The organism is Pseudomonas sp. BJP69 (genome assembly GCF_007633355.1).
GTDB classification, from domain to species: domain Bacteria; phylum Pseudomonadota; class Gammaproteobacteria; order Pseudomonadales; family Pseudomonadaceae; genus Aquipseudomonas; species Aquipseudomonas juntendi.
On record NZ_CP041933.1, the window covers coordinates 3,412,622 to 3,438,354 of the forward strand.

Annotated in this window: 23 protein-coding genes; 10 read left to right on the forward strand and 13 right to left on the reverse strand. The window is 62.6% G+C overall.

Going from position 1 to position 25,733, the window contains the following annotated elements; all coding sequences use genetic code 11:
• Positions 1–126: 126 nt before the first annotated feature.
• Positions 127–1,206, forward strand: coding sequence for a patatin-like phospholipase family protein (locus FPB55_RS15860; protein ID WP_054881342.1), 1,080 nt, complete (start codon positions 127–129; stop codon positions 1,204–1,206).
• A 53-nt stretch (positions 1,207–1,259) separates the two neighbouring features.
• Positions 1,260–1,616 carry a 6-carboxytetrahydropterin synthase QueD gene (gene queD, locus FPB55_RS15865; protein WP_009685940.1) on the forward strand — a complete coding sequence of 119 codons (357 nt, stop codon included), beginning with the start codon at positions 1,260–1,262 and terminating at the stop codon, positions 1,614–1,616.
• Between the two features lie 13 nt (positions 1,617–1,629).
• Here queD and FPB55_RS15870 read toward each other — a convergent pair whose 3' ends face one another.
• Positions 1,630–2,226 carry a hypothetical protein gene (locus tag FPB55_RS15870; RefSeq protein ID WP_144188636.1) on the reverse strand — a complete coding sequence of 199 codons (597 nt, stop codon included), beginning with the start codon at positions 2,224–2,226 and terminating at the stop codon, positions 1,630–1,632.
• Positions 2,227–2,354: 128 nt separating this feature from the next.
• On the reverse strand, positions 2,355–2,822 hold the full coding sequence (locus FPB55_RS15875) for a DUF1289 domain-containing protein (RefSeq protein ID WP_009685942.1): 468 nt from the start codon (positions 2,820–2,822) through the stop codon (positions 2,355–2,357).
• A 406-nt stretch (positions 2,823–3,228) separates the two neighbouring features.
• On the opposite strand from FPB55_RS15875, the gene acnB reads away from it, so the two are divergent.
• Complete coding sequence (acnB, locus tag FPB55_RS15880) at positions 3,229–5,838, forward strand: bifunctional aconitate hydratase 2/2-methylisocitrate dehydratase (protein ID WP_047149740.1); 2,610 nt, start codon at positions 3,229–3,231, stop codon at positions 5,836–5,838.
• 605 nt (positions 5,839–6,443) lie between these two features.
• Here acnB and prpF read toward each other — a convergent pair.
• From prpF to FPB55_RS15905, 5 genes are all read right to left on the reverse strand, one after another.
• Positions 6,444–7,634 (reverse strand): 2-methylaconitate cis-trans isomerase PrpF, encoded by a 1,191-nt coding sequence (gene prpF / locus FPB55_RS15885; RefSeq protein ID WP_144188638.1) that lies wholly within the window; start codon positions 7,632–7,634, stop codon positions 6,444–6,446.
• A gap of 164 nt (positions 7,635–7,798) precedes the next feature.
• Positions 7,799–10,387, reverse strand: a complete 2,589-nt coding sequence (gene acnD / locus FPB55_RS15890) for a Fe/S-dependent 2-methylisocitrate dehydratase AcnD (protein ID WP_054881603.1) — start codon at positions 10,385–10,387, stop codon at positions 7,799–7,801.
• Between the two features lie 124 nt (positions 10,388–10,511).
• A complete protein-coding gene (gene prpC / locus FPB55_RS15895) occupies positions 10,512–11,639 on the reverse strand; it encodes a 2-methylcitrate synthase (RefSeq protein ID WP_009683859.1) in 1,128 nt (375 codons plus the stop codon).
• Positions 11,640–11,754: 115 nt separating this feature from the next.
• A complete protein-coding gene (gene prpB / locus FPB55_RS15900) occupies positions 11,755–12,645 on the reverse strand; it encodes a methylisocitrate lyase (RefSeq protein ID WP_029884943.1) in 891 nt (296 codons plus the stop codon).
• Positions 12,642–13,358, reverse strand: a complete 717-nt coding sequence (locus FPB55_RS15905) for a GntR family transcriptional regulator (protein WP_009683857.1) — start codon at positions 13,356–13,358, stop codon at positions 12,642–12,644. Before FPB55_RS15905 ends, prpB begins: the two co-directional genes overlap by 4 nt.
• A gap of 307 nt (positions 13,359–13,665) precedes the next feature.
• Here FPB55_RS15905 and FPB55_RS15910 point away from each other — a divergent pair, with 307 nt between their 5' ends.
• From FPB55_RS15910 to FPB55_RS15930, 5 genes are all read left to right on the forward strand, one after another.
• Positions 13,666–14,202 (forward strand): ATP-dependent zinc protease, encoded by a 537-nt coding sequence (locus FPB55_RS15910; protein ID WP_029884944.1) that lies wholly within the window; start codon positions 13,666–13,668, stop codon positions 14,200–14,202.
• Positions 14,203–14,207: 5 nt separating this feature from the next.
• Positions 14,208–15,743, forward strand: coding sequence for an inactive transglutaminase family protein (locus FPB55_RS15915; protein ID WP_029884945.1), 1,536 nt, complete (start codon positions 14,208–14,210; stop codon positions 15,741–15,743).
• On the forward strand, positions 15,743–16,723 hold the full coding sequence (locus FPB55_RS15920) for an alpha-L-glutamate ligase-like protein (protein WP_009683854.1): 981 nt from the start codon (positions 15,743–15,745) through the stop codon (positions 16,721–16,723). The genes FPB55_RS15915 and FPB55_RS15920 overlap by 1 nt, the downstream gene beginning before the upstream one ends.
• Before the next feature lie 159 nt (positions 16,724–16,882).
• Positions 16,883–18,226 carry an aminodeoxychorismate synthase component I gene (pabB, locus tag FPB55_RS15925; protein ID WP_144188640.1) on the forward strand — a complete coding sequence of 448 codons (1,344 nt, stop codon included), beginning with the start codon at positions 16,883–16,885 and terminating at the stop codon, positions 18,224–18,226.
• Positions 18,227–18,312: 86 nt separating this feature from the next.
• Positions 18,313–19,047 carry a phosphoadenylyl-sulfate reductase gene (locus tag FPB55_RS15930; RefSeq protein ID WP_009683852.1) on the forward strand — a complete coding sequence of 245 codons (735 nt, stop codon included), beginning with the start codon at positions 18,313–18,315 and terminating at the stop codon, positions 19,045–19,047.
• A 52-nt stretch (positions 19,048–19,099) separates the two neighbouring features.
• Here FPB55_RS15930 and cysB read toward each other — a convergent pair whose 3' ends face one another.
• From cysB to FPB55_RS15945, 3 genes are all read right to left on the reverse strand, one after another.
• Positions 19,100–20,074, reverse strand: a complete 975-nt coding sequence (cysB, locus tag FPB55_RS15935) for an HTH-type transcriptional regulator CysB (protein WP_009683851.1) — start codon at positions 20,072–20,074, stop codon at positions 19,100–19,102.
• A 127-nt stretch (positions 20,075–20,201) separates the two neighbouring features.
• Complete coding sequence (locus FPB55_RS15940) at positions 20,202–20,699, reverse strand: universal stress protein (RefSeq protein WP_009683850.1); 498 nt, start codon at positions 20,697–20,699, stop codon at positions 20,202–20,204.
• A 126-nt stretch (positions 20,700–20,825) separates the two neighbouring features.
• Complete coding sequence (locus FPB55_RS15945; protein ID WP_144188642.1) at positions 20,826–21,773, reverse strand: putative 2-dehydropantoate 2-reductase; 948 nt, start codon at positions 21,771–21,773, stop codon at positions 20,826–20,828.
• 232 nt (positions 21,774–22,005) lie between these two features.
• On the opposite strand from FPB55_RS15945, the gene FPB55_RS15950 reads away from it, so the two are divergent.
• Positions 22,006–23,082 (forward strand): 3-deoxy-7-phosphoheptulonate synthase, encoded by a 1,077-nt coding sequence (locus tag FPB55_RS15950; protein ID WP_009683848.1) that lies wholly within the window; start codon positions 22,006–22,008, stop codon positions 23,080–23,082.
• A gap of 49 nt (positions 23,083–23,131) precedes the next feature.
• Here FPB55_RS15950 and FPB55_RS15955 read toward each other — a convergent pair whose 3' ends face one another.
• Positions 23,132–23,413: a GNAT family N-acetyltransferase gene (locus FPB55_RS15955; protein ID WP_009683847.1), complete on the reverse strand. Its 282-nt coding sequence runs from the start codon at positions 23,411–23,413 to the stop codon at positions 23,132–23,134.
• 508 nt (positions 23,414–23,921) lie between these two features.
• On the opposite strand from FPB55_RS15955, the gene oprI reads away from it, so the two are divergent.
• Positions 23,922–24,173 (forward strand): outer membrane lipoprotei OprI, encoded by a 252-nt coding sequence (gene oprI, locus FPB55_RS15960; RefSeq protein WP_003259780.1) that lies wholly within the window; start codon positions 23,922–23,924, stop codon positions 24,171–24,173.
• 129 nt (positions 24,174–24,302) lie between these two features.
• On the opposite strand, the gene FPB55_RS15965 is transcribed toward oprI, so the two are convergent.
• The gene (locus FPB55_RS15965; protein WP_054912008.1) at positions 24,303–25,280 is read right to left on the reverse strand and encodes a L,D-transpeptidase family protein; all 978 of its coding nucleotides are present in this window, start codon (positions 25,278–25,280) and stop codon (positions 24,303–24,305) included.
• Between the two features lie 113 nt (positions 25,281–25,393).
• Positions 25,394–25,684: a hypothetical protein gene (locus FPB55_RS15970; RefSeq protein ID WP_009683845.1), complete on the reverse strand. Its 291-nt coding sequence runs from the start codon at positions 25,682–25,684 to the stop codon at positions 25,394–25,396.
• Positions 25,685–25,733: the final 49 nt, after the last annotated feature.

The window sequence follows — 25,733 nt, forward strand, 5'->3', positions numbered from 1 at the left end:
AGCAACGGGCGGCATGATAGCGCAGCCTGCGGGGCCGTGTGATGTTCCACCGAGCCGTTGCATCAGCACGCAGTATTCGCTTCACCGAACCTTATAATCACCGGCTCGATACCCAGGAGATCCGTCATGAGCGCCATCCACATCAAATACCCTGCGCTCACGTTCAAGGCGGGCCAACGTGCCCTGCAGCACATCCGCGAGCGCGGGCTACAGGCGGCCGATGTAGGTGTGCTGCCAGGCGCAGCGGGCGGGCCGAAGCCACTCGGCATCCAAGGCCTGGACCTGGCCCTGTTCGGTGAGTGGCTACCGTCGGCACCCCGCCAACGCGCACTGATCGGCGCCTCGATCGGCGCCTGGCGCTTCGCCAGTGCCTGCCTGCAAGACCCGGTGGCCGGCATCCGCCGGCTTGGCGAACTGTATACCGAGCAAGACTTCGCCAAAGGGGTTACACCGGCAGAAATCAGCCGCAGTTGCGCAACAATGCTCGATGACCTGCTGCAGGGCCGCGACGCCCAGTTGCTGGCCAACCCGCACTATCGCCTGAACATCCTGGTGGTGAAAAGCCATGGTCAGCTCGCCCACGACCAGCGTGCCCGCCTGGGCCTCGGCCTGGGCTCGGTGGTCGCCAGCAATCTATTGGGCCGGGCACGCCTGGCGCGCCACTTCGAGCGCATCATCCTGCATGACGGGCGTAGCGCGCCGCCGCTCGATGCCTTGACCGACTTCCCTTCGCGCTGCCTGCCGCTGGACCTGGCCAACCTGCGCCAGGCCCTGCTCGCCTCGGGCTCGATCCCGATGGTCATGCAGGGAGTGAAGGATATTCCTGGGGCGGGCGCCGGTACTTACCGCGACGGCGGCTTGCTCGATTACCACCTCGACCTGCCTTACCACGGCGACGACCTGGTGCTGTACCCGCACTTCACCGACAAGGTCATACCCGGCTGGTTCGACAAGGCGCTGCCCTGGCGCAAGGGCGATGCCAGGCGGCTGCAGAACGTGTTGCTGATGACGCCCTCGCCGCACTATCTGGCCGCCCTGCCCTTCGGCAAGTTGCCAGACCGCAACGACTTCAAGCGTTTCATGGGCGATGCCGCGGGGCGCAAACGCTATTGGTACAAGGCCATTGCCGAAAGCCAGCGGCTGGGCGACGAATTGCTGGAACTGGTCGCCACCGGGCGGCTGCATGAACGCCTGCAAGCCTTGTAGCGGTCATGCTGTTAAACTGCGCGCATTATTGATTCACTCAGAGTTCTGACAGCGTGGAAATCTTCAAGGAATTTACATTCGAATCGGCCCACCGGCTGCCCCACGTGCCTGCCGGGCACAAATGCGGCCGCCTGCACGGCCACTCGTTCAAGGTCGGCCTGCACCTGACCGGCCCGCTGGACCCGCACACCGGCTGGATCCGTGACTTCGCCGAGGTGAAGGCCATTTTCAAGCCGATCTACGAGCAGCTCGACCACAATTACCTGAACGACATTCCCGGCCTGGAAAACCCCACCAGCGAGGTAATCGCCAAGTGGATCTGGGATCAGGTCAAGCCGCTGCTGCCGGAGCTGTCCAAAGTCCGCATCCACGAGACCTGCACCAGCGGGTGCGAATACTACGGCGACTGAAACACCGCCAAGGTCAGGCGGCCCCTATGCTCAGCACCTGCAGGTGCAGGTAGCCTGCTTCACCTTGCACCTCGCTGAGGTAGGGAAAGCCATCCTCGACCAGCCGCCTGACCGTCTTGCCATGCAGGCTGACCAGGCTCACGTCGCTGACCGCATCGCCTTCGGCAAGCTGCGCTGGCGCCAGGCCATCGAGGCGCCAGAGCATGGTACCGGCGGCCAGGGCGTCATGGCCAACGGCCTGCGCGGCCGAGTACAGGGCCAGATAGCCGTTGCGGCTGACATCCAGGCGGTGACCGCGCCGCCGCCAGTGCGGATGGCTGTCTTCGTCCCCCACGCCGCGGATCTCGAAGTCGTACTCACCATCGGTCTCGTAGCAGCCGAACCAGAACAGCGTGCGAAATTTGCGCCGTGAGATCACATACGCCGGTGCCACCGTGTCGGTGTAATGGTCTTCGCCGGCGTGCAGCCAGCCACCACTGGTAAAGGGCGAATCGCCATTACCTGTGTCACCGATGGGCACGCCTTGAACCTGCCCTTGCGTACTCAGGCGTGGCTGCCAGTACAGCCTGGCAATGAAGCTTTTCTGAGGTTGGAATTGGTAGTGGGACATGCCGTCGAGCCCTCTTCACTGGCGGAAAAGGGAGACAGTAGTGAGTGCTGTTGCCCGCTTGCAGCCGGAACCCGCTCCCAGGCCATGCAAACAAGGCGTGAACGCGGCGAAGGCGCTGATGCCAGCGCTTAGCCCAGCGAGCTGTCGAGAAACGCAGGAGCGATGTAACGCTGGTAGTGCGCTTCGGACAAAAGGAAGAATTCGCGGTCGATGGCATCGCGCAACTGCGGCAGTTCCCAATCGCGGAATTCCGGCAGCAGTACCATGCCGTAGGCTTCCAGATCACGGATCATCCGCGCACCGCGGGCGATCAGCTGGTACGCCCAGCAATATTCCGACTGCTGGTCGACGAAGCGGATGGAGCGCTGCTCCAGTTGCTGGCGCAACAGGCTTTTGTCGAACACCTCGAGCTTGGCCATCATGACCTGCACCAGCAACTGCTCAAGGCGCAGCCACACGGCGCGCTTTTGCGCGTCATCGTAGCCGTTCCAGTGGATCACTTCGTGGTGGAAGCGCTTGCAGCCGCGGCAAACCGTGTCCCCATACACCGTGGAGCACAGGCCGACGCAAGGGGTCTTGATGGAGTTGTTGGACATGAAAAACAACAGCATGGCGGTGGAACACGCGCCCATGTTAGCCCTTTGTCTAACCAGGGTCACTCGTTAAAGTGATGTTCTGCGCCTTACCTTCGGGCTTTTTTTGCCGTAGAATCATCCCGCCTTTTCACAGGCAACAATGTCCGTAGGAAGCTGTTTTCAAAGCGTCACGAGCACAGTTGATCCGGTAGAACGGCGTTGGCCCGGGCCATGCATCCCTCGCATGCCCGCGCCAGCCCTCATCAGCACCCCGTTCTGCAGGCGTAAAACTTTGAAAGCAGCTTCCGTAAGGATTCTTTGCGGCCCTGGCCGGGCGGCTCAAAAAGCCGTGGCGGCGCATGGGTGCATTGAATGCTGGATGAGCGTCCCGGACCCCCTTTAGGGACCACTGATGAGGGAAATAACTGTGCTTGAAGCCTACCGCAAACACATCGAAGAGCGCGCCGCCCTGGGCATCGTGCCCCAGCCGCTGAACGCCGAACAAACCGCAGGCCTGGTCGAGCTGCTGAAAAACCCGCCGGCCGGCGAAGAAGCCTTCCTCGTAGAACTGATCACCCACCGTGTACCGCCAGGGGTCGACGAAGCTGCCTATGTCAAGGCGGCTTTCCTCTCTGCTGTCGCCAAGGGCGAAACCCAATCGCCACTGATCGACCGCAAGCACGCCACCGAACTGCTGGGCACCATGCAGGGCGGCTACAACATCGAAACGCTGGTCGCGCTGCTGGATGACGCCGAACTGGGCGCCGTCGCGGCCGAACAGCTCAAGCACACCTTGCTGATGTTCGATGCCTTCCACGATGTGGCCGAAAAAGCCAAGGCTGGCAACGCCAACGCCAAGGCCGTGCTGGAGTCCTGGGCTGCCGGCGAGTGGTTCACCTCGCGCCCGGCCATCGCCGACAAGTACACCCTGAGCGTGTTCAAGGTGCCTGGCGAGACCAACACCGACGACCTGTCCCCTGCACCCGATGCCTGGTCGCGCCCTGACATCCCGCTGCACGCCCTGGCCATGCTGAAAATGGCCCGTGACGGCATCGAGCCGCAGCAGCCGGGTTCGGTAGGCCCACTCGCCCAGATCGAAGCGGTCAAGGCCCAAGGCTACCCGGTTGCCTATGTCGGTGACGTGGTCGGTACCGGTTCCTCGCGTAAATCCGCCACCAACTCGGTGCTGTGGTTCTTCGGCGACGACATCCCGTACGTGCCGAACAAGCGCGCCGGTGGTTTCTGCTTCGGCACCAAGATCGCCCCGATCTTCTACAACACCATGGAAGACGCCGGCGCCCTGCCGATCGAGTTCGACTGCACCAACCTGGCCATGGGCGACGTCATCGACGTCTACCCGTTCAAAGGTGAAGTGCGCCGCCATGGCAGCGACGAGCTGGTCACCACCTTCGCCCTGAAAACCGAAGTGCTGCTGGATGAAGTGCGCGCTGGCGGCCGTATCCCGCTGATCGTCGGCCGTGGCCTGACCGAAAAAGCCCGTGCCGAACTGGGCCAAGGCCCATCCGGGCTGTTCAAGAAGCCGGAGCAGCCAGCCGACAGCGGCAAGGGCTTCACCCTGGCGCAGAAAATGGTCGGCCGTGCGTGTGGCCTGCCTGAAGGCCAGGGCGTGCGCCCAGGTGCCTACTGCGAACCGAAGATGACCACCGTCGGCTCCCAGGACACCACCGGCCCGATGACCCGTGACGAGCTGAAAGACCTGGCTTGCCTGGGCTTCTCCGCTGACCTGGTGATGCAGTCGTTCTGCCACACCGCGGCTTATCCGAAGCCGATCGACGTCACCACCCACCACACCCTGCCAGACTTCATCCGCACCCGTGGCGGCGTGTCGCTGCGCCCAGGCGACGGCATCATCCACAGCTGGCTGAACCGCATGCTGATGCCCGACACCGTGGGTACTGGCGGCGACTCGCACACCCGCTTCCCGATCGGCATCTCGTTCCCGGCCGGTTCCGGCCTGGTTGCGTTCGCTGCGGCCACCGGCGTCATGCCGCTGGACATGCCAGAGTCGATCCTGGTGCGCTTCAAGGGCAAGCTGCAGCCTGGCATCACCCTGCGTGACCTGGTCCATGCCATCCCTTACTACGCCATCAAGCAAGGCCTGCTGACCGTCGAGAAAAAAGGCAAGAAAAACGCCTTCTCCGGCCGCATCCTGGAAATCGAAGGCCTGGACGAACTGACTGTCGAACAAGCCTTCGAGCTGTCCGACGCTTCGGCCGAGCGCTCTGCTGCCGGCTGCACCATCAAGCTGCCAGAAAAGGCCATCGCCGAGTACCTGAAGTCCAACATCACCCTGCTGCGCTGGATGATCGGCGAAGGTTACGGCGACGCCCGTACCCTCGAGCGCCGCGCCCAGGCCATGGAAGCCTGGCTGGCCAAGCCTGAGCTGCTGTCGGCCGACGCCGATGCCGAGTACGCCGAAATCATCGAGATCGACCTGGCCGACGTCAAAGAGCCTGTGCTCTGCGCGCCGAACGACCCAGACGACGCGCGCCTGCTGTCCTCGGTTCAGGGCGAGAAAATCGACGAAGTGTTCATCGGTTCGTGCATGACCAACATCGGCCACTTCCGCGCTGCCGGCAAGCTGCTGGAGAAGGTCAAGGGCGGTATTCCGACCCGTCTGTGGCTGGCCCCGCCAACCAAGATGGACGCACACCAGCTGACCGAAGAAGGCTACTACGGCATCTACGGCAAGGCCGGTGCACGCATGGAAATGCCAGGCTGCTCGCTGTGCATGGGTAACCAGGCACGTGTGCAGACCGGTTCGACCGTGGTCTCCACCTCGACCCGTAACTTCCCGAACCGCCTGGGCGACGCCACCAACGTGTACCTGGCGTCGGCCGAGCTGGCTGCCGTGGCTTCGATCATCGGCAAGCTGCCGACCGTCGAAGAGTACATGCAGTACGCCAAAGACATCGACAGCATGGCTGCCGACGTCTACCGCTACCTGAGCTTCGACCAGATCGCCGAGTTCCGCGAAGCGGCTGCCAACGCCAAGATCCCGGTGGTACAGGCGTAAGCTGAGCGGCAAGTTGTAAGCTGCAAGCCACAAGAAGAAGCCCTGGCAGAAATGCCGGGGCTTTTTTGTTCCTCGCCGGCCCTATCGCTGGCAAGCCAGCTCCCACAGGGATCGCCTTAGGGCTGACAGGTGTTTGCCACAAGGTATGGCAGCGCCTGTTAGAGCGAGCGCCGCCCGCGCGGCGCAATCGCGAGCTGCGCTCGCTCCTACGTTTGTTTCGGGCCAGTAACGCCTGTGACAGGCGCGCGCGGCCGCCTTGTTTGTACGGCGCGATATTGAGGCATGCGCCAAGGCGTTCGCGCGCAAATCCGACAGGAATAACTGGCCCGAAACAAACGTAGGAGCGAGCGCAGCTCGCGATTGCGCCGCGCGGGCGGCGCTCGATCTCACAGGCGCTGAAGATGCTCCGGCTACCCTTGCCAGAAACCATAGAATCTCCCACAGGGTGGCGCACCAGGGTTGTCAGGTGCTCGCCACTGCATCTTCAGCGCGTGTGACATCTTGTGGCAAACACCTGTCAGCCCTGGTGCGCTCCCTGTGGGAGCTGGCTTGCCAGCGATAGGGCCGCGCAGCGGCCCCGCTTGAGGCCGAGCGAAAGGGGTAAGTTAGAAGCTGTCGCCAGGCACGCGAACCCAGCCCTCCATCAGCACGCGAGCACTGCGGCTCATGATTGCCTTGGTCACTGTCCACTCGCCGTTTACCTGGCGGGCTTCGGCGCCGACCCGCAGCGTGCCCGAGGGATGGCCGAAACGCACGGCGCTGCGCTCGCCCCCGCCCGCCGCCAGGTTGACCAGCGTACCGGGAATGGCCGCCGCCGTACCGATCGCCACCGCCGCGGTGCCCATCATGGCATGGTGCAGTTTGCCCATCGACAAGGCCCGTACCAACAGGTCGATCTCGCTTGCCATTACCGCCTTGCCACTGGACGCCGTGTACGTGCTGGGTGGTGCGACGAAGGCCACTTTCGGTGTGTGCTGACGCCCGGCAGCCTGGTCGACATGGTCGATCAGGCCCATACGCACGGCGCCATGGGCACGGATGGCCTCGAAGCGCAGCAGCGCTTGCGGGTCACCGTTGATGGCGTCCTGCAGCTCCGTGCCGGTGTAGCCGATATCGGCAGCATTGATGAAAATGGTCGGGATGCCGGCATTGATCAAGGTGGCCTTGAAGGTGCCGACACCCGGCACCTCAAGGTCGTCGACCAGGTTGCCGGTCGGGAACATGGCACCGCCGGCGCCGTCCTCGTCCGCAGCCGGGTCAAGGAACTCCAACTGCACTTCCGCTGCCGGGAACGTTACACCATCCAGCTCGAAGTCACCGGTTTCCTGCACCTCGCCTTCAGTGACCGGCACGTGGGCAATGATGGTCTTGCCGATGTTCGCCTGCCAGATACGCACGGTGGCCACGCCGTTGGGTGGAATGCGCGCGCTGTCGACCAGGCCGCTACTGATGGCGAACGACCCGACCGCGGCAGAGAGGTTGCCGCAGTTGCCGCTCCAGTCGACAAAGGCCTTGTCGATGCTGACCTGGCCGAACAGGTAATCGACATCATGGCCCGGCTTGATGCTGGGCGACAGGATGACGGTCTTGCTGGTGCTGGAGGTCGCGCCGCCCATGCCGTCGATCTGCTTGCCGTAAGGGTCGGGGCTGCCGATGACCCGCAGCAATAGCGCGTCGCGGGCAGGGCCTGGGACCTGCGCCGGCTCGGGCAGGTCTTGCAGGCGGAAGAACACGCCTTTGCTGGTGCCACCACGGATGTAGGTGGCGGGTATTCTTGTTTGCGGTACGTGAGCCATTGCTTTGCTGTCCTGTCTGATGGGCATGAGACCCTCGGGATTGCTTTGCAGCCCATCGCCGGCAAGCCAGCTCCCACAGGGACCGTGCTGCCATCGAGATTGCGCGACTCCTGTGGGAGCTGGCTCGCCGGCGATGGGCCGCAACGCGGCCCCTGCTCTTAGGGTTAGGCGGTAGCTTCGAGGAAGTCCTGGGCGAAGCGTTGCAGCACCCCGCCCGCTTCGTAGATCGACACTTCCTCGGCCGTGTCCAGGCGGCAGGTCACCGGCACATCGATGCGCTCGCCGCTGGCCCGGGTAATCACCAGGGTCAGCGTAGCGCGCGGCGTACGCGCACCCAGCACGTCATAGGTTTCGCTACCGTCCAGCCCCAAGGTCTTGCGGTCGGTGCCGGGTTTGAACTCCAGCGGCAGCACGCCCATGCCTACCAGGTTGGTGCGGTGAATGCGCTCGAAACCTTCTGCGACAATGGCCTCGACACCGGCCAGGCGCACGCCCTTGGCCGCCCAGTCACGCGATGAGCCCTGGCCATAGTCGGCACCGGCCACGATAATCAGCGGCTGCTTGCGCTGCATGTAGGTCTCGATCGCCTCCCACATGCGGGTCACCCTGCCTTCCGGTTCGATTCGCGCCAGCGAGCCTTGCTTCACGCTGCCGTCTGCGTTGCGCACCATCTCGTTGAACAGCTTGGGGTTGGCAAAGGTCGCGCGCTGGGCGGTCAGGTGGTCACCGCGGTGGGTGGCGTAAGAGTTGAAGTCTTCTTCTGGCAGGCCCATTTTCGCCAGGTACTCGCCCGCAGCACTGTCGAGCATGATCGCGTTGGATGGCGACAGGTGGTCGGTGGTGATGTTGTCCGGCAGCACCGCCAGCGGCCGCATGCCACGCAGGGTCCGCTCACCGGCCAAGGCGCCTTCCCAGTACGGCGGCCGGCGAATATAGGTGCTCATTGGCCGCCATTCATACAACGGTGCCACTTTCGGCCCGCGGTCTTCCTCGATGGCGAACATCGGGATGTACACCTTGCGGAATTGCTCCGGCTTGACCGCCGCACGCACCACGGCGTCGATCTCTTCGTCACTGGGCCAGATGTCCTTGAGGCGGATTTCCTGGCCATCGACCACGCCCAACACGTCCTTCTCGATGTCGAAGCGAATGGTGCCCGCAATCGCATAGGCGACCACCAAGGGTGGCGAGGCCAGGAAGGCTTGCTTGGCATACGGGTGGATACGCCCGTCGAAGTTGCGGTTGCCCGACAGCACGGCGGTGGCGTACAGGTCACGGTCGATGATTTCCTGCTGGATCACCGGGTCGAGGGCGCCAGACATGCCGTTGCAGGTCGTACAGGCGAAGGCGACGATGCCAAAGCCCAGTTGCTCCAGTTCTTTCTCCAGGCCAGCCTCTTCCAGGTACAGCTGCACCGCCTTGGAGCCCGGGGCCAGCGATGACTTGACCCACGGCTTGCGGGTGAGGCCCAGCCTGTTGGCGTTGCGTGCAATCAGGCCTGCGGCGATCACGTTGCGCGGGTTGCTGGTGTTGGTACAGCTGGTGATGGCGGCAATGATCACCGCACCATCAGGCATCTGCCCTGGCACTTGCTGCCAGCTACCGGCAATGCCTTTGGCCGCCAGCTCGCTGGTGGCCACGCGGGCATGCGGGTTGGACGGGCCGGCCATGTTGCGTACCACGCTCGACAAGTCGAAGCTCAGGGTACGCTCGTATACCGCGCCGGCCAGGCTGTCGGCCCAGAGGCCGGCGACCTTGGCATAGGTTTCCACCCGTTTGACCTGCTGTTCTTCACGGCCGGTCAGGCGCAGGTAATCGATGGTCTGCTGGTCGATGGCGAACATGGCCGCCGTGGCGCCGTACTCCGGGGCCATGTTGGAGATGGTCGCGCGGTCCCCCAGGGTCAGGGCGCGCGCACCTTCACCGTGGAACTCCAGGTAGGCGCCGACCACTTTCTGCTTGCGCAGGAACTCGGTCAGGGCCAGCACCAGGTCGGTGGCGGTGAGGTTCGGCGCCAGCTTGCCGGTCAACTCGACGCCGACGATTTCCGGCAGGCGCATCCACGATGCTCGGCCAAGCATCACGTTTTCCGCTTCCAGGCCACCCACGCCAATGGCGATCACGCCCAGGGCATCGACGTGCGGGGTGTGGCTGTCAGTGCCCACACAGGTATCCGGGTAGGCGATGCCATGTTCGCAGTGCACCACCGGCGACATCTTCTCCAGGTTGATCTGGTGCATGATGCCGTTACCCGGCTGGATCACGTCGACATTCTTGAACGCTTTCTTGGTCCAGTTGATGAAGTGGAAGCGGTCTTCGTTACGTCGGTCTTCGATGGCGCGGTTCTTGTCGAACGCTTGCGGGTCATAACCGCCGCACTCGACAGCCAGCGAGTGGTCGACGATCAGTTGTACCGGCACCACCGGGTTGACCTGGGCCGGGTCGCCGCCCTTGTCGGCGATGGCGTCACGCAGGCCGGCGAGGTCGACCAGCGCGGTCTGGCCGAGGATGTCATGGCACACCACGCGCGCCGGGAACCACGGGAAATCGAGGTCGCGCTTGCGCTCGATCAGTTGGCTCAGCGAGGCGTCGAGGGTGGCCGGGTCGCAGCGACGCACCAGGTTTTCGGCGAGAACGCGCGAGGTGTACGGCAGGCCGTCGTAGGCGCCGGGCTTGATCGCCTCGACGGCCGCGCGCGCATCGAAGTAGTCCAGGTCGGTGCCTGGCAGGGGCTTGCGGTATGCAGTGTTCATATCGTTATCAGGCTCGGTCACGGTACTCGGTATACAGATCTCGCCAATGGGGGCGCTGCGCAGTCCCTGTGGGAGCGGCCTTGTGCCGCGATTGGGCTGCGCAGCAGCCCTGGCGATCCATGCCTCAGCGCTGCTCGATCGGCACGAACTGGCGCTGCTCGACGCCGACATACTCGGCGCTCGGGCGGATGATGCGGTTGTTGGCGCGCTGCTCGAACACGTGCGCCGCCCAGCCAGTCAGGCGCGAACAGACGAAGATCGGGGTGAACAGCTTGGTCGGAATACCCATGAAGTGGTAAGCCGAGGCATGGTAGAAGTCGGCATTGGGGAACAGGCGTTTCTGTTCCCACATGGTCTTGTCGATGGCTTCGGAAACCGGGTACAGCACCTTGTCGCCCACCTCATCGGCCAATTGCTTCGCCCAGCCCTTGATCACCTCGTTGCGCGGGTCGGACTCTTTGTAGATGGCATGCCCGAAGCCCATGATCTTGTCTTTGCGCTCGAGCATGCGCAGCAGCTCGGCAGTGGCTTCCTGCGGGCTCTGGAAGCGCTCTATCAGCTCCATGGCCGCCTCGTTGGCACCCCCGTGCAGCGGGCCGCGCAACGTGCCGATGGCTGCGGTAACGCAGGAATACAGGTCGGACAGGGTCGAAGCGCACACCCGGGCCGTGAAGGTCGAGGCGTTGAACTCGTGCTCGGCGTAGAGGATCAGCGACACGTTCATGACCTTGACGTGCAGCTCGCTGGGCTTCTTGCCGTGCAGCAGGTGGAGGAAGTGGCCGCCCAGGGTGTCTTCGTCGCTGCTGCAGTCGATGCGCACGCCATGGTGGGTGAAGCGGTACCAGTAGCACATCACCGCCGGGAACAGGGCCAACAGCCGGTCGGTCTTGTCGCGCTGGGCTTCAAAGGTGAGCTCGGGCTCGAGGGTACCGAGCACCGAACAACCGGTGCGCATCACGTCCATGGGGTGGGCGTCGCGGGGAATGCGCTCGAGCACTTCCTTGAGTGCCGGTGGCAGGTCACGCATGCCCTTGAGCTTGTGTTTGTAGTCGGCCAATTCAGCCTGGGAGGGCAGCTCGCCGTACAGCAGCAGGTAGGCGACCTCTTCGAATTCGGCACCAGCGGCCAGGTCACGCACATCGTAACCGCGATAGGTCAGACCGGCACCGGCCTGGCCCACGGTGGACAGTGCAGTCTGGCCGGCGACCTGGCCACGCAGGCCCGCGCCACTGAGTACTTTTGCTTCGGCCATGGTGTTTCTCCTTTCTTGAACTTGTTATGGAAATCTGGCTGGCTAATCGGGCTTGCCTGTACCCGCCCTTTCGCGGGCAACCCCGCTGCCATGCGGGGCTGGTGTTGTCACTGGCTCAGCCCTTCTTCTGGGCAAACAACGCGTCGAGGCTCTGCTCGAAGGCGTGGTAGCCAATGGCATCGTAAAGCTCCATGCGCGTCTGCATGGTGTCGATCACGTTCTTCTGCGTGCCGTCGCGGCGCAGCGCGGTGTACACATTCTCGGCTGCCTTGTTCATGGCGCGGAACGCCGACAGCGGGTACAGCACCAGCGAAACATCGACCGCAGCCAGCTCTTCGGTGGTGTACAGCGGAGTGGCGCCAAACTCGGTGATGTTGGCCAGGATGGGTGCCTTCACCCGGTCAGCGAAGGTCTTGTACATCTGCAGCTCGGTGATCGCTTCCGGGAAGATCATGTCGGCACCCGCCTCGATGCACGCTGCGGCACGGTCCAGGGCAGCGTTCAAGCCTTCGACGGCCAAGGCGTCGGTACGCGCCATGATCACGAAGCTGTCGTCGCTGCGGGCGTCGACGGCTGCCTTGATACGGTCGACCATTTCCTGCTGGCTGACGATTTCCTTGTTCGGCCGGTGGCCGCAACGCTTGGCCCCGACCTGATCCTCGATATGGATCGCCGCCGCACCGAACTTGCTCATCGAGCGCACGGTGCGCGCCACGTTGAAAGCCGAGGCACCGAAGCCTGTATCGACATCCACCAGCAGCGGCAGGTCGCACACATCGGTGATACGGCGCACGTCGGTGAGCACATCGTCCAGGCCAGTGATGCCCAGGTCCGGCAGGCCCAGGGAGCCTGCTGCCACGCCGCCACCGGACAGGTAGATGGCCTTGAAACCGGCGCGCTTGGCCAGCAAGGCATGGTTGGCATTGATGGCGCCAACCACCTGCAGGGGGTGTTCAGCGGCGACGGCATCGCGAAAACGCTGACCGGGTGTGCTGTTCACAGTCATTTCTCACCTCGTGGGTTATTGTTGTGGGCGTCCAGATAGTGACGCTCGATATTGCGCTTGGACGCACCGATGTGACGGCGCATCAGAAGTTCGGCCAGTTCGCCGTCACGTTCGGCGATGGCATCGAGAATGCGATGGTGTTCGGCAAAGGCCTGGCGTGGCCGGTTGGGCGTGGCCGAGAACTGGATACGGTACATGCGCACCAGCTGGTACAGCTCGCCACACAGCATCTTGACCAACGTCTGGTTACCGCTGCCCTGGATGATGCGGTAATGGAAGTCGTAGTCGCCCTCCTGCTGGTAGTAACCCAGGCCAGCCTGGAACGCGGCATCCCGCTCATGGGTATCGAGCACCCGGCGCAGCTCGTCGATATCGGCCTGGCTCATGCGTTCAGCGGCCAGGCGGCAGGCCATGCCTTCCAGGGACTCACGAATCTCGTACAGCTCGATCAGTTCGGCATGGTTGAGCGATACCACCCGTGCGCCTACATGGGGCACCCGCACCAGCAGGCGCTGGCCTTCCAGGCGGTGGATGGCCTCGCGCAGCGGCCCGCGGCTGATGCCATAGGTGCGTGCCAGCTCTGGCTCGGAGATCTTGCTGCCAGGGGCAATTTCCCCTTTGACGATGGCCGCCTGAATACGCCGGAAGACGTTTTCCGACAAGGTTTCCGATTCGTCTGCCAGCATCGGGCCAGGGGTGGAAAGGTCTTGCATATTGTCGACACCTTGGGAAATCTCTTCGCCAGAAGTTAACCACCGAAGCCAATCAAGTCAAAGACAAATTCAATATTGTCGACAATCGTCTAAGAACGAACTTAGGCAAGCCAAGCGCTGTCAGATCGCGCACCGCTGGCGTCAATACGTCGTCGTGATAGAATGCCGCGCCTCCGATGGGGTATGGATAGCCTGTCTGTCATGCAGTCATGCTTGTTGACAGATGAACGAGGAAGCTTGCGCAGTAGTTGCCAGTCACCTTGACCTGAACCTTGCCTAGAACCTTGCACTGCATCGCGCCAGGATTATGAGACTCACACCCGTTTTATTGCTGCTTTGCCTCACCCTGCTGCCGGCCATTGGCCAGGCGGCCGGCAAGACCGTGTACGGTCTCAATGAATACGCACGCCTGGGCGACCTGGACCTGGAAGTGGCGGCCAAACTCGACACCGGCGCCAAAACTGCCTCGCTCAGCGCCCGCGACATCAAGCGCTTCAAGCGCAACGGCGAAAGCTGGGTGCGCTTCTACCTGGCCATCGATGCCGCCCACTCGCACCCGATCGAACGGCCCCTGGCCCGCGTCAGCAAAATCAAGCGCCGAGCGGGCGACTATGATGCTGAATCGGGCAAGGCCTACACCGCCCGCCCGGTCATCGAACTCGAAATCTGCATGGGCCAGGCCCTGCGCACCATCGAAGTCAACCTCACCGACCGCAGCGCCTTCCAGTTCCCGCTGCTGATCGGCTCCGAGGCGCTCAAGCACTTCGACGCGCTGGTCGACCCAAGCCTTAAATACGCGGCCGGCAAACCTGCCTGTGCCACCGACGCTCCCAAAGCAGAGTAATCCCGATGCGCTCTCTTACCCTCCATCTGAAAGTCCTGATCACCGTACTGGTGTTGTTGGGCGTGGCAGTCACGGCTTATCAGATCTTCTTCCTCGGCATACCGGTGACCGAGGATGAAACCGACGACCTGTGGAACATCGACGCCAAGGTCGAGTTCGTGGCCAGCACCAAGGACCCGGTCAAGGTGCAGATGTTCGTGCCGCCACTGAACCGCGACTACGTCAGCCTCAACGAGAGCTTCATCTCCAACAACTACGGGGTCAGCGTCAACCGTGCCGATGGCAACCGCAAGGTCACCTGGTCGGCCCGTCGCGCCAGCGGCAACCAGACGCTGTACTACCGCCTGGTGCTGACCAAGCGCTACAGCAACGAAAAAACCGCGGTAAAAGGCCCGACCTTCCGTGACAGCCTGGCCATCGACGGCCCCGAAAAAATCGCCGCCGAGGCGCTGATGGCGCCTATCCGCCAGCATTCGGCCGACGTCGAGACGTTCGTCAGCGAAACCATCAAGCGGGTCAACAACCTCAACGATGACAACGTCAAACTGCTGCTGGCCGGCGATACCTCACCGATGAAAAAGGCCCAGGTGATCGACCTGCTGCTGTCGATTGCCCACGTACCGATGGAAAAGGTGCACACCATCCGCCTGGTGGCCGACACCCCGCAAACCCCCGAGCTGTGGCTGCGCAGCTACAACGGCAACGACTGGCTGTACTTCAACCCGGACACGGGCGAACAGGGCCTGCCCAGCGACCGACTGCTGTGGTGGACCGGTGACGACAACCTGATTACCGTCGATGGCGGCAAGAAGGCCAACGTCACGTTCAGCATGAACAACAGTGAAATGAACGCCATTCGCCTGGCCAAGCTGACTGACGAGAACACCGACGCCGACTTCCTCGAATATTCGCTGTACGGCCTGCCCCTGCAAACCCAGCAGACCTTCATGATCATGGTCATGATCCCGATTGGTGTGCTGGTGATCCTGGTGCTGCGCAACCTGATCGGTATCCAGACCCTGGGTACCTTCACCCCGGTGCTGATCGCCCTGGCCTTCCGCGAAACCCAGCTGGGCTTCGGTATCGTGTTGTTCACGGTCATCACGGCATTGGGCCTGTCACTGCGTTCGTACCTGGAGCACCTGAAACTGCAGATGCTGCCGCGCCTGTCCGTGGTGCTGACCTTCGTCGTGGTGCTGATTGCGGCGATCAGCCTGTTCAGCCACAAGCTGGGCCTTGAGCGCGGGCTGTCGGTAGCCCTGTTCCCGATGGTGATCCTGACCATGACCATCGAACGCCTGTCGATCACCTGGGAAGAGCGTGGCGGCGGCCATGCCATGAAAGTGGCCATCGGCACCCTGTTTGCCGCATCACTGGCCCACCTGCTGATGATGGTGCCAGAGCTGGTGTACTTCGTGTTCACCTTCCCGGCCGTGCTGCTGATCCTGGTCGGCTTCATGCTGGCGATGGGCCGTTATCGCGGCTACCGTCTGACCGAGCTGATGCGCTTCAAGGCATTCGTGAAAAAGGCAGACGTGTGATGTTTGGCCTGATCAAGACGTGGAAAGCCCTGGAGGCCCGGGGCATCATGGGCATCAACCGGCGTAACGCAGACTATGTGCTGAAGTACAACAAGCGCAGCCTGTACCCGATTGTCGACGACAAGATCATCACCAAGGAGCGCGCCCTCGCGGCAGGTATCCACGTGCCGGAAATGTACGGTGTCATCGAGACCGAGAAGCAGATCGACAAGCTTCACGAGATCATCGGCGGCCGCAACGACTTCGTCATCAAGCCGGCCCAAGGGGCCGGCGGTGACGGCATCCTGGTGATCGCCGACCGCTTCGAGGACCGCTACCGCACCGTTTCCGGCAAGATCATGAGCCACGAGGAAATCGAGCACCAGGTCTCGAGCATCCTCACCGGCCTGTACTCGCTGGGCGGGCACCGTGACCGGGCGCTGATCGAATACCGGGTCACACCTGACCAGATCTTCAAGAGCATCAGCTATGAAGGCGTGCCCGACATCCGCATCATCGTGCTGATGGGCTACCCGGTCATGGCCATGCTGCGCCTGCCCACCCGGCAGTCCGGCGGCAAGGCCAACCTGCACCAGGGCGCCATCGGCGTAGGGGTCGACCTGGCTACCGGCGTGACCCTGCGCGGCACCTGGCTGAACAACATCATCAGCAAGCACCCAGACACCACCAACGCGGTGGACGGCGTGCAACTGCCGAACTGGGACGGCTTCATGAAGCTGGCCGCCGGGTGCTACGAGCTTTGCGGGCTGGGCTATATCGGCGTGGACATGGTCCTGGACCAGGACAAAGGCCCGCTGATTCTGGAGCTCAACGCCCGCCCAGGGCTGAACATCCAGATCGCCAACGACTGCGGGTTGACCCAGCGCACCCATGCCATCGAAGCGCACATCGAAGCGCTGGCCAAGGACGGCCTGACGGAGGACGTCGAGCAGCGGGTGAAGGTGTCGCAGGGCTTGTTCGGGCACGTACACCCAGGCTGACATCGCCGGGGCGGCTGCCACATCTCCTGGGGCAGCCGCCTTGCGTCGCGACCAGCCCCAGGCGCCAAACACAGGGTTGAATGTCGCGCCCAGTGCTAGGCGCTGCTCCCGCACAGGTCTACAATCGCCCTCCTCGCTTTTACATCGCCGTCCATACTGATGCCGACCTGTACGCTCCACCCCCTGCCCTACCAACCCGACCCAGCCGCCTATTTCGCCCGCCTGCGCCAGGCGCCCGGTGCCATCCTGCTCGACAGCGCCCGCCCTGGTGCCGAGCGCGGGCGTTTCGATCTGCTCAGTGCCTGGCCGCTGCAACAACTGCAAGCCGAACCCGCAGAGGATGGCCGCGCCTTTCTCGCCCGCCTGCGCGAGGGCCTGGCGCGCCTGGGCAGCGCCGATTTGCCCAGCGGCGTAGAACTGCCTTTCGCCGGCGGCCTGATCGGCTACCTGAGCTATGACTTCGGCCGCCGCCTTGAACACCTGCCAAGCAACGCCGTGGATGACCTCGGGCTGCCCGACGCGCAACTGGGCCTGTATGCCTGGGCGCTGGTCAGCGACCACCAGTGCGGCACCAGCCAGCTGGTGTTTCACCCAAGCCTGGCGCAACACGAGCGCGAACGCCTGATCAGCTTCTTCGCCGGCAGCGAGCACACGCCCGATGGCGACTTTCAGCTGCTCGCACCCATGGCCGGCGACTTGCAGCCTGCGCAGTACCAGGCCGCCTTCGACCAGGTGCAGCGCTATATCCAGGCCGGTGACTGCTACCAGATCAACCTCACCCAGCGCTTTCGCGCGCCGTGCAAGGGCGACCCGTGGCAGGCCTACAAGGCACTGCGCCAGGCCTGCCCGACGCCCTTTTCGGGCTATCAGCAGTTGGCCGACGGCAGCGCCCTGCTCAGCTTTTCACCCGAGCGCTTCATTCGCGTCAGCCAACGCCAGGTTGAAACCCGCCCGATCAAGGGCACGCGCCCACGCGCCAGCGACCCGAGCGAAGACCGGCGCAATGCCGAGGCGCTGTTGCACAGCCCCAAGGACCGCTCGGAAAACCTGATGATCGTCGACCTGCTGCGCAATGACCTGGGGCGTACCTGCGAGGTGGGCTCGGTAAAGGTACCGGAACTGTTCAGCCTGGAGAGCTACCCCAACGTGCACCACCTGGTCAGTAGCATTACCGGCCGTTTGGCCAGCGGCAAGGACGCCCTGGACCTGATCGCCGACAGTTTCCCTGGCGGCTCGATTACCGGCGCGCCGAAGATCCGCGCCATGCAGATCATCGACGAGCTGGAGCCCACGCGGCGGGCACTGTACTGCGGCTCCCTGCTGTATGTGGACGTGCGTGGCGAAATGGACAGCTCGATCGCCATTCGCAGCCTGCTGGTCAAGGATGGCCAGGTCAGTTGCTGGGGTGGCGGCGCAGTGGTGGCCGATTCCGAGTGGCAGGCCGAGTACGAAGAGTCGATTGCCAAGGTGCGGGTATTGCTGCAGACACTGCAAGGCCTGTGAGCGCCAGCCCGTCCAGACCCTGTTTTTTTGTTACCATCACCCCCACTACGAGCGCACAGCGCCACAGCCAAGATGGAAACCGCCTGATGAGCCAACCCTTCGACGTCGCCGCCCTGGCCGCGACCTATGCCAACAAATCCCCGCAAGACATCCTCAAGCTTGCCTTCGAGCACTTCGGCGACGACCTGTGGGTTTCCTTCAGCGGCGCCGAGGACGTGGTGCTGGTCGACATGGCCTGGAAGCTTAACAAGCAGGTCAAGGTATTCAGCCTCGACACAGGCCGCCTGCACCCGGAAACGTACCGGTTCATCGACCAGGTGCGCGAGCAGTATGGTCTGCCGATCGAAATCCTCAGCCCGGACCGCGCCCAGCTTGACCCATTCGTCAAGGAAAAGGGCCTGTTCAGTTTCTACAAGGACGGCCATGGCGAGTGCTGCGGCATTCGCAAGATCGAGCCATTGCGGCGCAAGCTGGCAACCGTCAGCGCCTGGGCCACTGGCCAGCGCCGTGACCAGAGCCCTGGCACTCGCAGCCAGGTGGCAGCGCTGGAAATCGACAGCGCCTTCTCCACGCCCGAGCGCACGCTGTACAAGTTCAACCCGCTGGCGCAGATGAGCAGCGCAGAAGTGTGGGGTTATATCCGCATGCTGGAGCTGCCGTACAACAGCCTGCATGAACGTGGCTTCATCAGCATCGGCTGCGAGCCCTGCACGCGCCCGGTGCTGCCGAACCAGCATGAACGTGAAGGGCGTTGGTGGTGGGAAGAGTCCACCCAGAAGGAGTGCGGGTTGCACGCTGGCAACCTGATCAGCAAGGCTTGAAACCCTAACGCCGCTGTCGAACCGGGGGCGCAAAGCCCCCGCTGTTCTCGTTTCAGTGCACGGGCAGCTCGACCCCTTCGAACAGGGCTTCGAGCTCCTGCTTGTTGTGGCACTGGATTGCCTTGGCCATCACTTCGCGGGTCAGGTGCGGCGCGAACTTCTCGATGAAGTCACACATGAAGCCGCGCAGGAAGGTACCACGGCGGAACCCGATCTTGGTGATGCTGGCCTCGAACAGCTCGCTGGCATCGAGTGCCACCAGGTCGCTGTCGAGCTTAGCGTCCACTGCCATGCCGGCAACGATGCCCACGCCCAGCCCCAGGCGCACATAGGTCTTGATCACGTCGGCGTCGGCGGCAGTGAACACTACCTTCGGCGTAAGGCCGCGGTGGTTGAAGGCCTCATCCAGCTTGGAGCGCCCGGTGAAACCGAACACATAGGTCACGATCGGGTATTCGGCTACGGCCTCCAACGTCAGCTTGGGCAGCTTGGCCAGTGGGTGACCTTGCGGCACGACCACGCAACGGTTCCACTTGTAGCAAGGCATCATGACCAGGTCGCCGAACAACTCCAGTGCCTCGGTGGCAATGGCAAAGTCGACCGTACCGTCTGCGGCCATTTCGGCAATCTGCATCGGCGAGCCCTGGTGCATGTGCAGCGACACTTCCGGGTATTGCTTGATGAAGCTGCTGATCACCGGCGGCAACGCGTAGCGCGCCTGGGTATGGGTGGTGGCGATGGACAGCGTGCCCTTTTTCTCGTTGGAGAACTCCTGGGCGATCTGCTTGATGCTCTCGACCTTGCGCAGGATTTCGCCCGCGGTATTGATGATGCGCTCACCGGCCGGGGTAACGCGGGTCAGGTGTTTGCCACTGCGCGCGAATACTTCAACACCCAACTCGTCTTCCAGCAGGCGGATCTGCTTGCTGATACCCGGCTGGGAGGTATACAGGCTCTGCGCCGTCGCGGAGACATTGAGGTCATGATGCGCCACTTCCCAGATGTAGCGCAGTTGTTGAAGCTTCATAGATTTCCCTCGGTTCAGCGATGAGTCAGCGGCAGCAAGCAGCGACGATATATAACTATATTAGTGGTTCCGGAAATAAATCTAGAACAATTTTGTTACATGCTGAGGATATGCCCTACAGCCGCGCTCACGTTTTCCTACGCCCCAAATGCTGCGCCAACGGCACCATGTACACCGGGACCGGCGACAGTTGCAGCAGCCGCACCGCCGTGCGGCCGATTGGCACATCCACCCCGGCACCGGCACTGTGGCTACCAAAAATCAGCAGGTCGACACTGAGCCGTTGCGCCTGATCCAGAATGACCTGCGCCGGATCGCCCTGGCGAACCCGTACGGCCTTGATGACGGCAAGGTCGGCCTCCTCGCCCAGCTCATCGCGAAAGTTCTCCAGCACGCGCTGCTCTATATTGGCCATTACCGTATTCACCCCCTGGCTGTGCAACTGGTCGAGCGTTTGCTCGTCGAGGTAGCTTTGCAGGAGAGATTCAGCGAACTGGCCCATGGGCTCGACCGCATGGATCACGTACAACTCAGCCCCGAATGTCCGCGCCAGCGCCAGCGCATGTTGCATGACAAACGGGGCATAGACACCGAGGTCGGTGGCGTACAGCATGGAGCGGATCATTCGACCTCCTGGACTGCCGCTGCGGCAGATCAAGCTTCAGCTTAGCAGCGCGGCAGAGGCACGCTTCGCCGTCCGGCGCGCTGCACGGGTGAGCTGTATCGGGGCGGGAATACCCCCTCGAAACGCTCAGACCCGGCCTTGGTGCTGGTCGATGAACAACAGCGCCTGGTAGAGCATTTCCATGCGCGGCAAGCGGCAGCCAGCCGCCCGCGCCTGCGCCAGCGGCTCGGCATAAATGGCCTGCAACTCCAATGGGCGCTTGTGTGCATGGTCGTGGTACATGCTGGGCCAGTAATCAGGCATGCGCTCGGTGACCTGGAACAGGTGTTGGGCGTAGCCTTCCGACAGCACATGGCCGCATGCTGCGGCACCCTGCACAACTTCTGCCATCAGCGCCAGGACCAGTTCACGGCTGGCGGCGTTGCCCATCAATGCAGTGGTGCTGGCACCCAGCAATACCGAGAGCCCGTTGTAAGGCACGTTCCACACCAGTTTCTGCCAGCGCGCCAGCGCCAGGTTCGGCATGGCGTGCGAGTCGATGCCCGCCGCCTGGAACAAGCCTGTGCCCTCACTGACCAGCGCCGTACCACCATCGCTGGCAGGCCCGCTGTGGTACCCCAGGTTCACGGTACCCAAGGCCTGATGCCGGATCACCCCTGGCCCCTGCCGGTTGACACAGATGAAGCACAGTCCGCCCAGCAGGTGCATGTCGCTGCGCAGTGCCGGGCGCAACTGCTCCTCGACCCCCAGGCCGTTCTGCAACAGCACCACCTTGGCACCCGGTGCGGCAGCCTGCACGATCAACGGGGCCAACTGGTCGTTGCTGGTCGCCTTGGCCCCGATCAACAACCAGTCACAGGGCGGCATATCGGCGGCCCTGGCATAGGCTTGCACCTTCATGTGCAGCGTGCCGTGCTCGGCACTGTCCAGGCTCAGGCCATGCTCACATACCGCCGGGTACTCGCTACGCAGCAGAAAATGCACATCGAAACCGGCCTTGGCCAGCATCAACCCATAGAAGCCGCCAATGGCGCCACTGCCAATGATGCCAATACGTAGTGCGCGCGAATGCATGCCAATCTCCAGCTAACAGGTAGGCGTTCTTTTTACACCGGTTGGGCAACGCTGGGCAGGCCATTCGCGCTTCAACCCTTGGTACAGGTAAAAACCCCACAATGACTGGGCTCAGCCCATTGTCCCGCCCCTTGTAACGCGCTAAGGTTCGGCTCCCCGTTGCGATTATTCTTGCTGCTGGGCCGCACGGGGATTGTTGGCGGCCGGCACCCGTGACCTGACGAGTAACACGATGGCTGATTTACCGATCGATGACTTGAACGTTGCCTCCAACGAGACCCTGATCACCCCTGATCAGCTCAAGAAGGAAATCCCCCTCAGCGCCAAGGCCCTGCAGACCGTGACTGCCGGCCGTGAAGTGGTGCGCAATATTCTCGACGGCAAGGACCATCGCCTGTTCGTCGTGGTCGGCCCTTGCTCCATCCACGATATCAAGGCCGCTCACGAATATGCCGAGCGCCTGAAAGTACTGGCCGCAGAGGTGTCCGACACCCTGTACCTGGTCATGCGCGTGTACTTTGAAAAGCCGCGCACCACGGTCGGTTGGAAAGGCCTGATCAACGACCCGTACCTGGATGACTCGTTCAAGATCCAGGACGGCCTGCACATCGGCCGCAAGCTGCTGCTGGATTTGGCGGAAATGGGCCTGCCGACCGCGACCGAGGCGCTGGACCCTATCTCCCCGCAATACCTGCAGGACCTGATCAGCTGGTCGGCTATCGGCGCCCGTACCACCGAATCGCAAACCCACCGCGAGATGGCCTCGGGGCTGTCATCGGCGGTAGGTTTCAAGAACGGCACCGATGGCGGCCTGACCGTCGCCATCAACGCCTTGCAGTCGGTGTCCAAGCCACATCGCTTCCTGGGTATCAACCAGGAAGGCGGCGTGTCGATCGTCACCACCAAGGGCAACCCATACGGCCACGTAGTACTGCGCGGCGGTAACGGCAAACCCAACTACGATTCGGTCAGCGTTGCGCTGTGCGAGCAAGACCTTGCCAAGGCCAAGATCAAGGCAAACATCATGGTCGATTGCAGCCACGCCAACTCCAACAAGGACCCGGCCCTGCAACCACTGGTGATGGAGAACGTCGCCAACCAGATTCTCGAAGGCAACCAGTCGATCATCGGCCTGATGGTCGAAAGCCACCTGAACTGGGGCTGCCAGTCGATTCCGAAGAACCTGGAAGACCTGCAATACGGCGTGTCGGTTACCGATGCCTGCATCGACTGGTCGGCAACCGAAAAAACGCTGCGCAGCATGCGTGCCAAGCTCAAAGATGTATTGCCGCAGCGCAAGCGTGGCTGATTGACGCCCTACTGAGCGGGCTCACCATGGCCCGCTCTCATGGCCTGGCTCAGGCTTTGGTGGAGTGCCGCTGCTGGCGCTCCATGTAGCGCTCAACGTATGAACACGACGGTATCACCGTGTAGCCCATCTGCTCGGCATAAGCCAGAGCCTGCTCGGTCAGCGCGGCAGCGATGCCACGGCCGCGCAGGGCGTTAGGCACGAAGGTGCGATAGATATCCAGCGTTTGCTTGCCCAGGTCCATGTACGTCAGGTAGGCACGATGACCGTCCACGGTGGTCTCGAACTGATGACCGGCCTGGTCATGGTGGATGGTCAACGATTCGCTCATCACTACTCCTCGCAGGTCTTTCAGGTAGACCCTTCCCTTAACCGATGGTGGTTTAATCCGGCACAGAATGCTCTACGCCACCTGTTGCCCATACGACCACTGGACGTTTGCAATCGTTCGAGTCTTCTGGCGCTCACAAGATAGTAGGCGCGGCATGCGGATTTACTCAAGGTTTCGACAGTTAAAAAGGGCTTGGCGCTACCCTCTTCACTTAATGCCGTTGCCCCTGCAGCCGCCGGATGCTCTAGGCTTTAAGACGCCGAAAGACCGTGCAAGTCACCCTTAGTTCAACAAAAAAGTTCCTGTACTACACTTGCTTGCGGGCACAGCAGGTTGTTGATCACGCCCAGCTCGCACAGCGTGCCGGGGCCACGTCAAGCAACATTTTTTTTGCAGTTCTTGCGCTCAGTCAGTTTACTTACTACAAGTAATGAGTACTATGTACGCCGGCCAGTTTCTCTTTTCCGAGAGATGGCTATTTAATAGAAAGTCCTTGAAGGGGAACACGATGAACAACGTTCTGAAATTCTCTGCTCTGGCTCTGGCCGCAGTTCTGGCTACCGGTTGCAGCAGCGTCTCCAAAGAAACTGAAGCTCGTCTGACTGCGACTGAAGACGCAGCTGCTCGCGCTCAAGCCCGTGCCGATGAAGCCTACCGTAAGGCTGACGACGCACTGGCAGCCGCTCAGAAGGCTCAGCAGACCGCTGACGAAGCCAACGAGCGCGCTCTGCGTATGCTGGACAAAGCCAGCCGCAAGTAATAATCCTTACGGATTGTTAAGAAGCCGACCCACTTGTGGGTCGGCTTTTTTTTGCCTGCTCTTTGCCGGGCGTTGCGACTGTAACGAAAAGGCCCGCACAAAGGCGGGCCTCCCTGTACCGCCACTACCTTACTGCAGTTCTGGGGGAATGCTGGAAACCACCGGTGTGCCTGCCTGGTTTTCCACCGGTACGGCAATTTCTACCGGCATGCCATCTTCTGCAGCCACCACATCACGCACCATGTCCCAGTTCATGCGCAGGTTGTTGGCCAGGTCTTCGCGCTTGAGCAAGGCATTGATGACAGCGGTATGCTTGTCGACTACCGACGGATTGCCTTGGTCATCCAGCGGGGTGTGTGCCTCGAGGTACACCTTTCCGCCACTGATACCAAACTTGTAAGGCTCGTTGATGATGCGCACCGGCGTACCCACCGGCACCAGCTTGGACAGTTCCAACACGTTGTTGTTGAGCATGCGGAAGCAACCGTGGCTGGTGCGCATGCCGATACCGAACTTCTTGTTCGAACCGTGGATCAGGTAGCCCGGCACGCCCAAGGTGAACTTGAACGGCCCCAGTGGGTTGTCCGGGCCTGCCGGCACCACCGCAGGCAGGATATCGCCGTCTGCCGCGTGCTCTTTGCGGATGGATGCGGGCGGGGTCCAGGTCGGGTTCGGCGTCTTGGCGATGATCTTGGTGTTGGCGATCGGCGAACCCCAGCCTTCACGACCGATACCGAGCGGGAAGGTGTACACCACGTTTTGACCTTTCGGGTAGTAGTACAACCGGTACTCGGCCAGGTTGATGACCACGCCTTCGCGCGGGCCCGGTGGCAGGATGTAGCGGGTGGGCAGGATGATCTCGGTGCCGGCGCCCGGCAACCACGGGTCCACACCCGGGTTGGCAGCGATCATTTCCAGGTAGCCGAGGTCGTTGGCGGTGCCGATATCGGCGAAGGTGTCCTCGTACTTGGCCTTGATCACATGCACCTGGCCGACGATGTCTTCACCAGGAGGTGGCAGTGGCAGCTCCAGCGCAGCAGCGGGGCCTGCTACCAGCAGGGCGGCCAGGGACAGGCTACGGGTGACGGCAGGAAAGCGCGGCAACATCCGGTAAATCCTTCGAAAGGTGGGTCAAGAGGATCGATTGTACACCTGCACTGGTGCCAGCGGGAGGCATTGCTGAGCGGCAAGCGTTTCAGATGATGAAAGGTGCGAGTCGTTCAGCTGCCGTGCAGCTCAGGCCACACCGGGCGCATGCCCCGCCGCTGGGCATCGAGGATGGCCCGGCACAGCTCGCACAGGCGGCCATCGCGATAGATCGAGCGCGGCACCCCCGACCAGCGCGGTTGCGCGGGCAGCAGCCCACCGCACAAGGTACGGTCTACCGGCACACCCAACTCGAGCTGCCGGGCCACCAGGTGCACGCGGACCTCCTGGCAGGCAAACAGGTCAAGCTGCTCATCGGGCTCGATCAATTGGTAGGCGTACAGGGACCAGGCGGGGCGCGGCATCGGTGGCACTCGAAACGGGGGGCGCAACATTAGCCGAAAGCTGCCCCCG

Coding starts and splice junctions, on each gene's coding strand:
- FPB55_RS15860 (WP_054881342.1), top strand. CDS start 127: ATGAGCGCCATCCACATCAAATACCCTGCGCTCACGTTCAAGGCGGGC.
- FPB55_RS15870 (WP_144188636.1), bottom strand. CDS start 2,226: ATGTCCCACTACCAATTCCAACCTCAGAAAAGCTTCATTGCCAGGCTG.
- FPB55_RS15875 (WP_009685942.1), bottom strand. CDS start 2,822: ATGTCCAACAACTCCATCAAGACCCCTTGCGTCGGCCTGTGCTCCACG.
- prpF (WP_144188638.1), bottom strand. CDS start 7,634: ATGGCTCACGTACCGCAAACAAGAATACCCGCCACCTACATCCGTGGT.
- acnD (WP_054881603.1), bottom strand. CDS start 10,387: ATGAACACTGCATACCGCAAGCCCCTGCCAGGCACCGACCTGGACTAC.
- prpC (WP_009683859.1), bottom strand. CDS start 11,639: ATGGCCGAAGCAAAAGTACTCAGTGGCGCGGGCCTGCGTGGCCAGGTC.
- prpB (WP_029884943.1), bottom strand. CDS start 12,645: ATGACTGTGAACAGCACACCCGGTCAGCGTTTTCGCGATGCCGTCGCC.
- FPB55_RS15905 (WP_009683857.1), bottom strand. CDS start 13,358: ATGCAAGACCTTTCCACCCCTGGCCCGATGCTGGCAGACGAATCGGAA.
- FPB55_RS15910 (WP_029884944.1), top strand. CDS start 13,666: ATGAGACTCACACCCGTTTTATTGCTGCTTTGCCTCACCCTGCTGCCG.
- FPB55_RS15915 (WP_029884945.1), top strand. CDS start 14,208: ATGCGCTCTCTTACCCTCCATCTGAAAGTCCTGATCACCGTACTGGTG.
- FPB55_RS15920 (WP_009683854.1), top strand. CDS start 15,743: ATGTTTGGCCTGATCAAGACGTGGAAAGCCCTGGAGGCCCGGGGCATC.
- pabB (WP_144188640.1), top strand. CDS start 16,883: ATGCCGACCTGTACGCTCCACCCCCTGCCCTACCAACCCGACCCAGCC.
- FPB55_RS15930 (WP_009683852.1), top strand. CDS start 18,313: ATGAGCCAACCCTTCGACGTCGCCGCCCTGGCCGCGACCTATGCCAAC.
- cysB (WP_009683851.1), bottom strand. CDS start 20,074: ATGAAGCTTCAACAACTGCGCTACATCTGGGAAGTGGCGCATCATGAC.
- FPB55_RS15940 (WP_009683850.1), bottom strand. CDS start 20,699: ATGATCCGCTCCATGCTGTACGCCACCGACCTCGGTGTCTATGCCCCG.
- FPB55_RS15945 (WP_144188642.1), bottom strand. CDS start 21,773: ATGCATTCGCGCGCACTACGTATTGGCATCATTGGCAGTGGCGCCATT.
- FPB55_RS15950 (WP_009683848.1), top strand. CDS start 22,006: ATGGCTGATTTACCGATCGATGACTTGAACGTTGCCTCCAACGAGACC.
- FPB55_RS15955 (WP_009683847.1), bottom strand. CDS start 23,413: ATGAGCGAATCGTTGACCATCCACCATGACCAGGCCGGTCATCAGTTC.
- oprI (WP_003259780.1), top strand. CDS start 23,922: ATGAACAACGTTCTGAAATTCTCTGCTCTGGCTCTGGCCGCAGTTCTG.
- FPB55_RS15965 (WP_054912008.1), bottom strand. CDS start 25,280: ATGTTGCCGCGCTTTCCTGCCGTCACCCGTAGCCTGTCCCTGGCCGCC.
- FPB55_RS15970 (WP_009683845.1), bottom strand. CDS start 25,684: ATGCCGCGCCCCGCCTGGTCCCTGTACGCCTACCAATTGATCGAGCCC.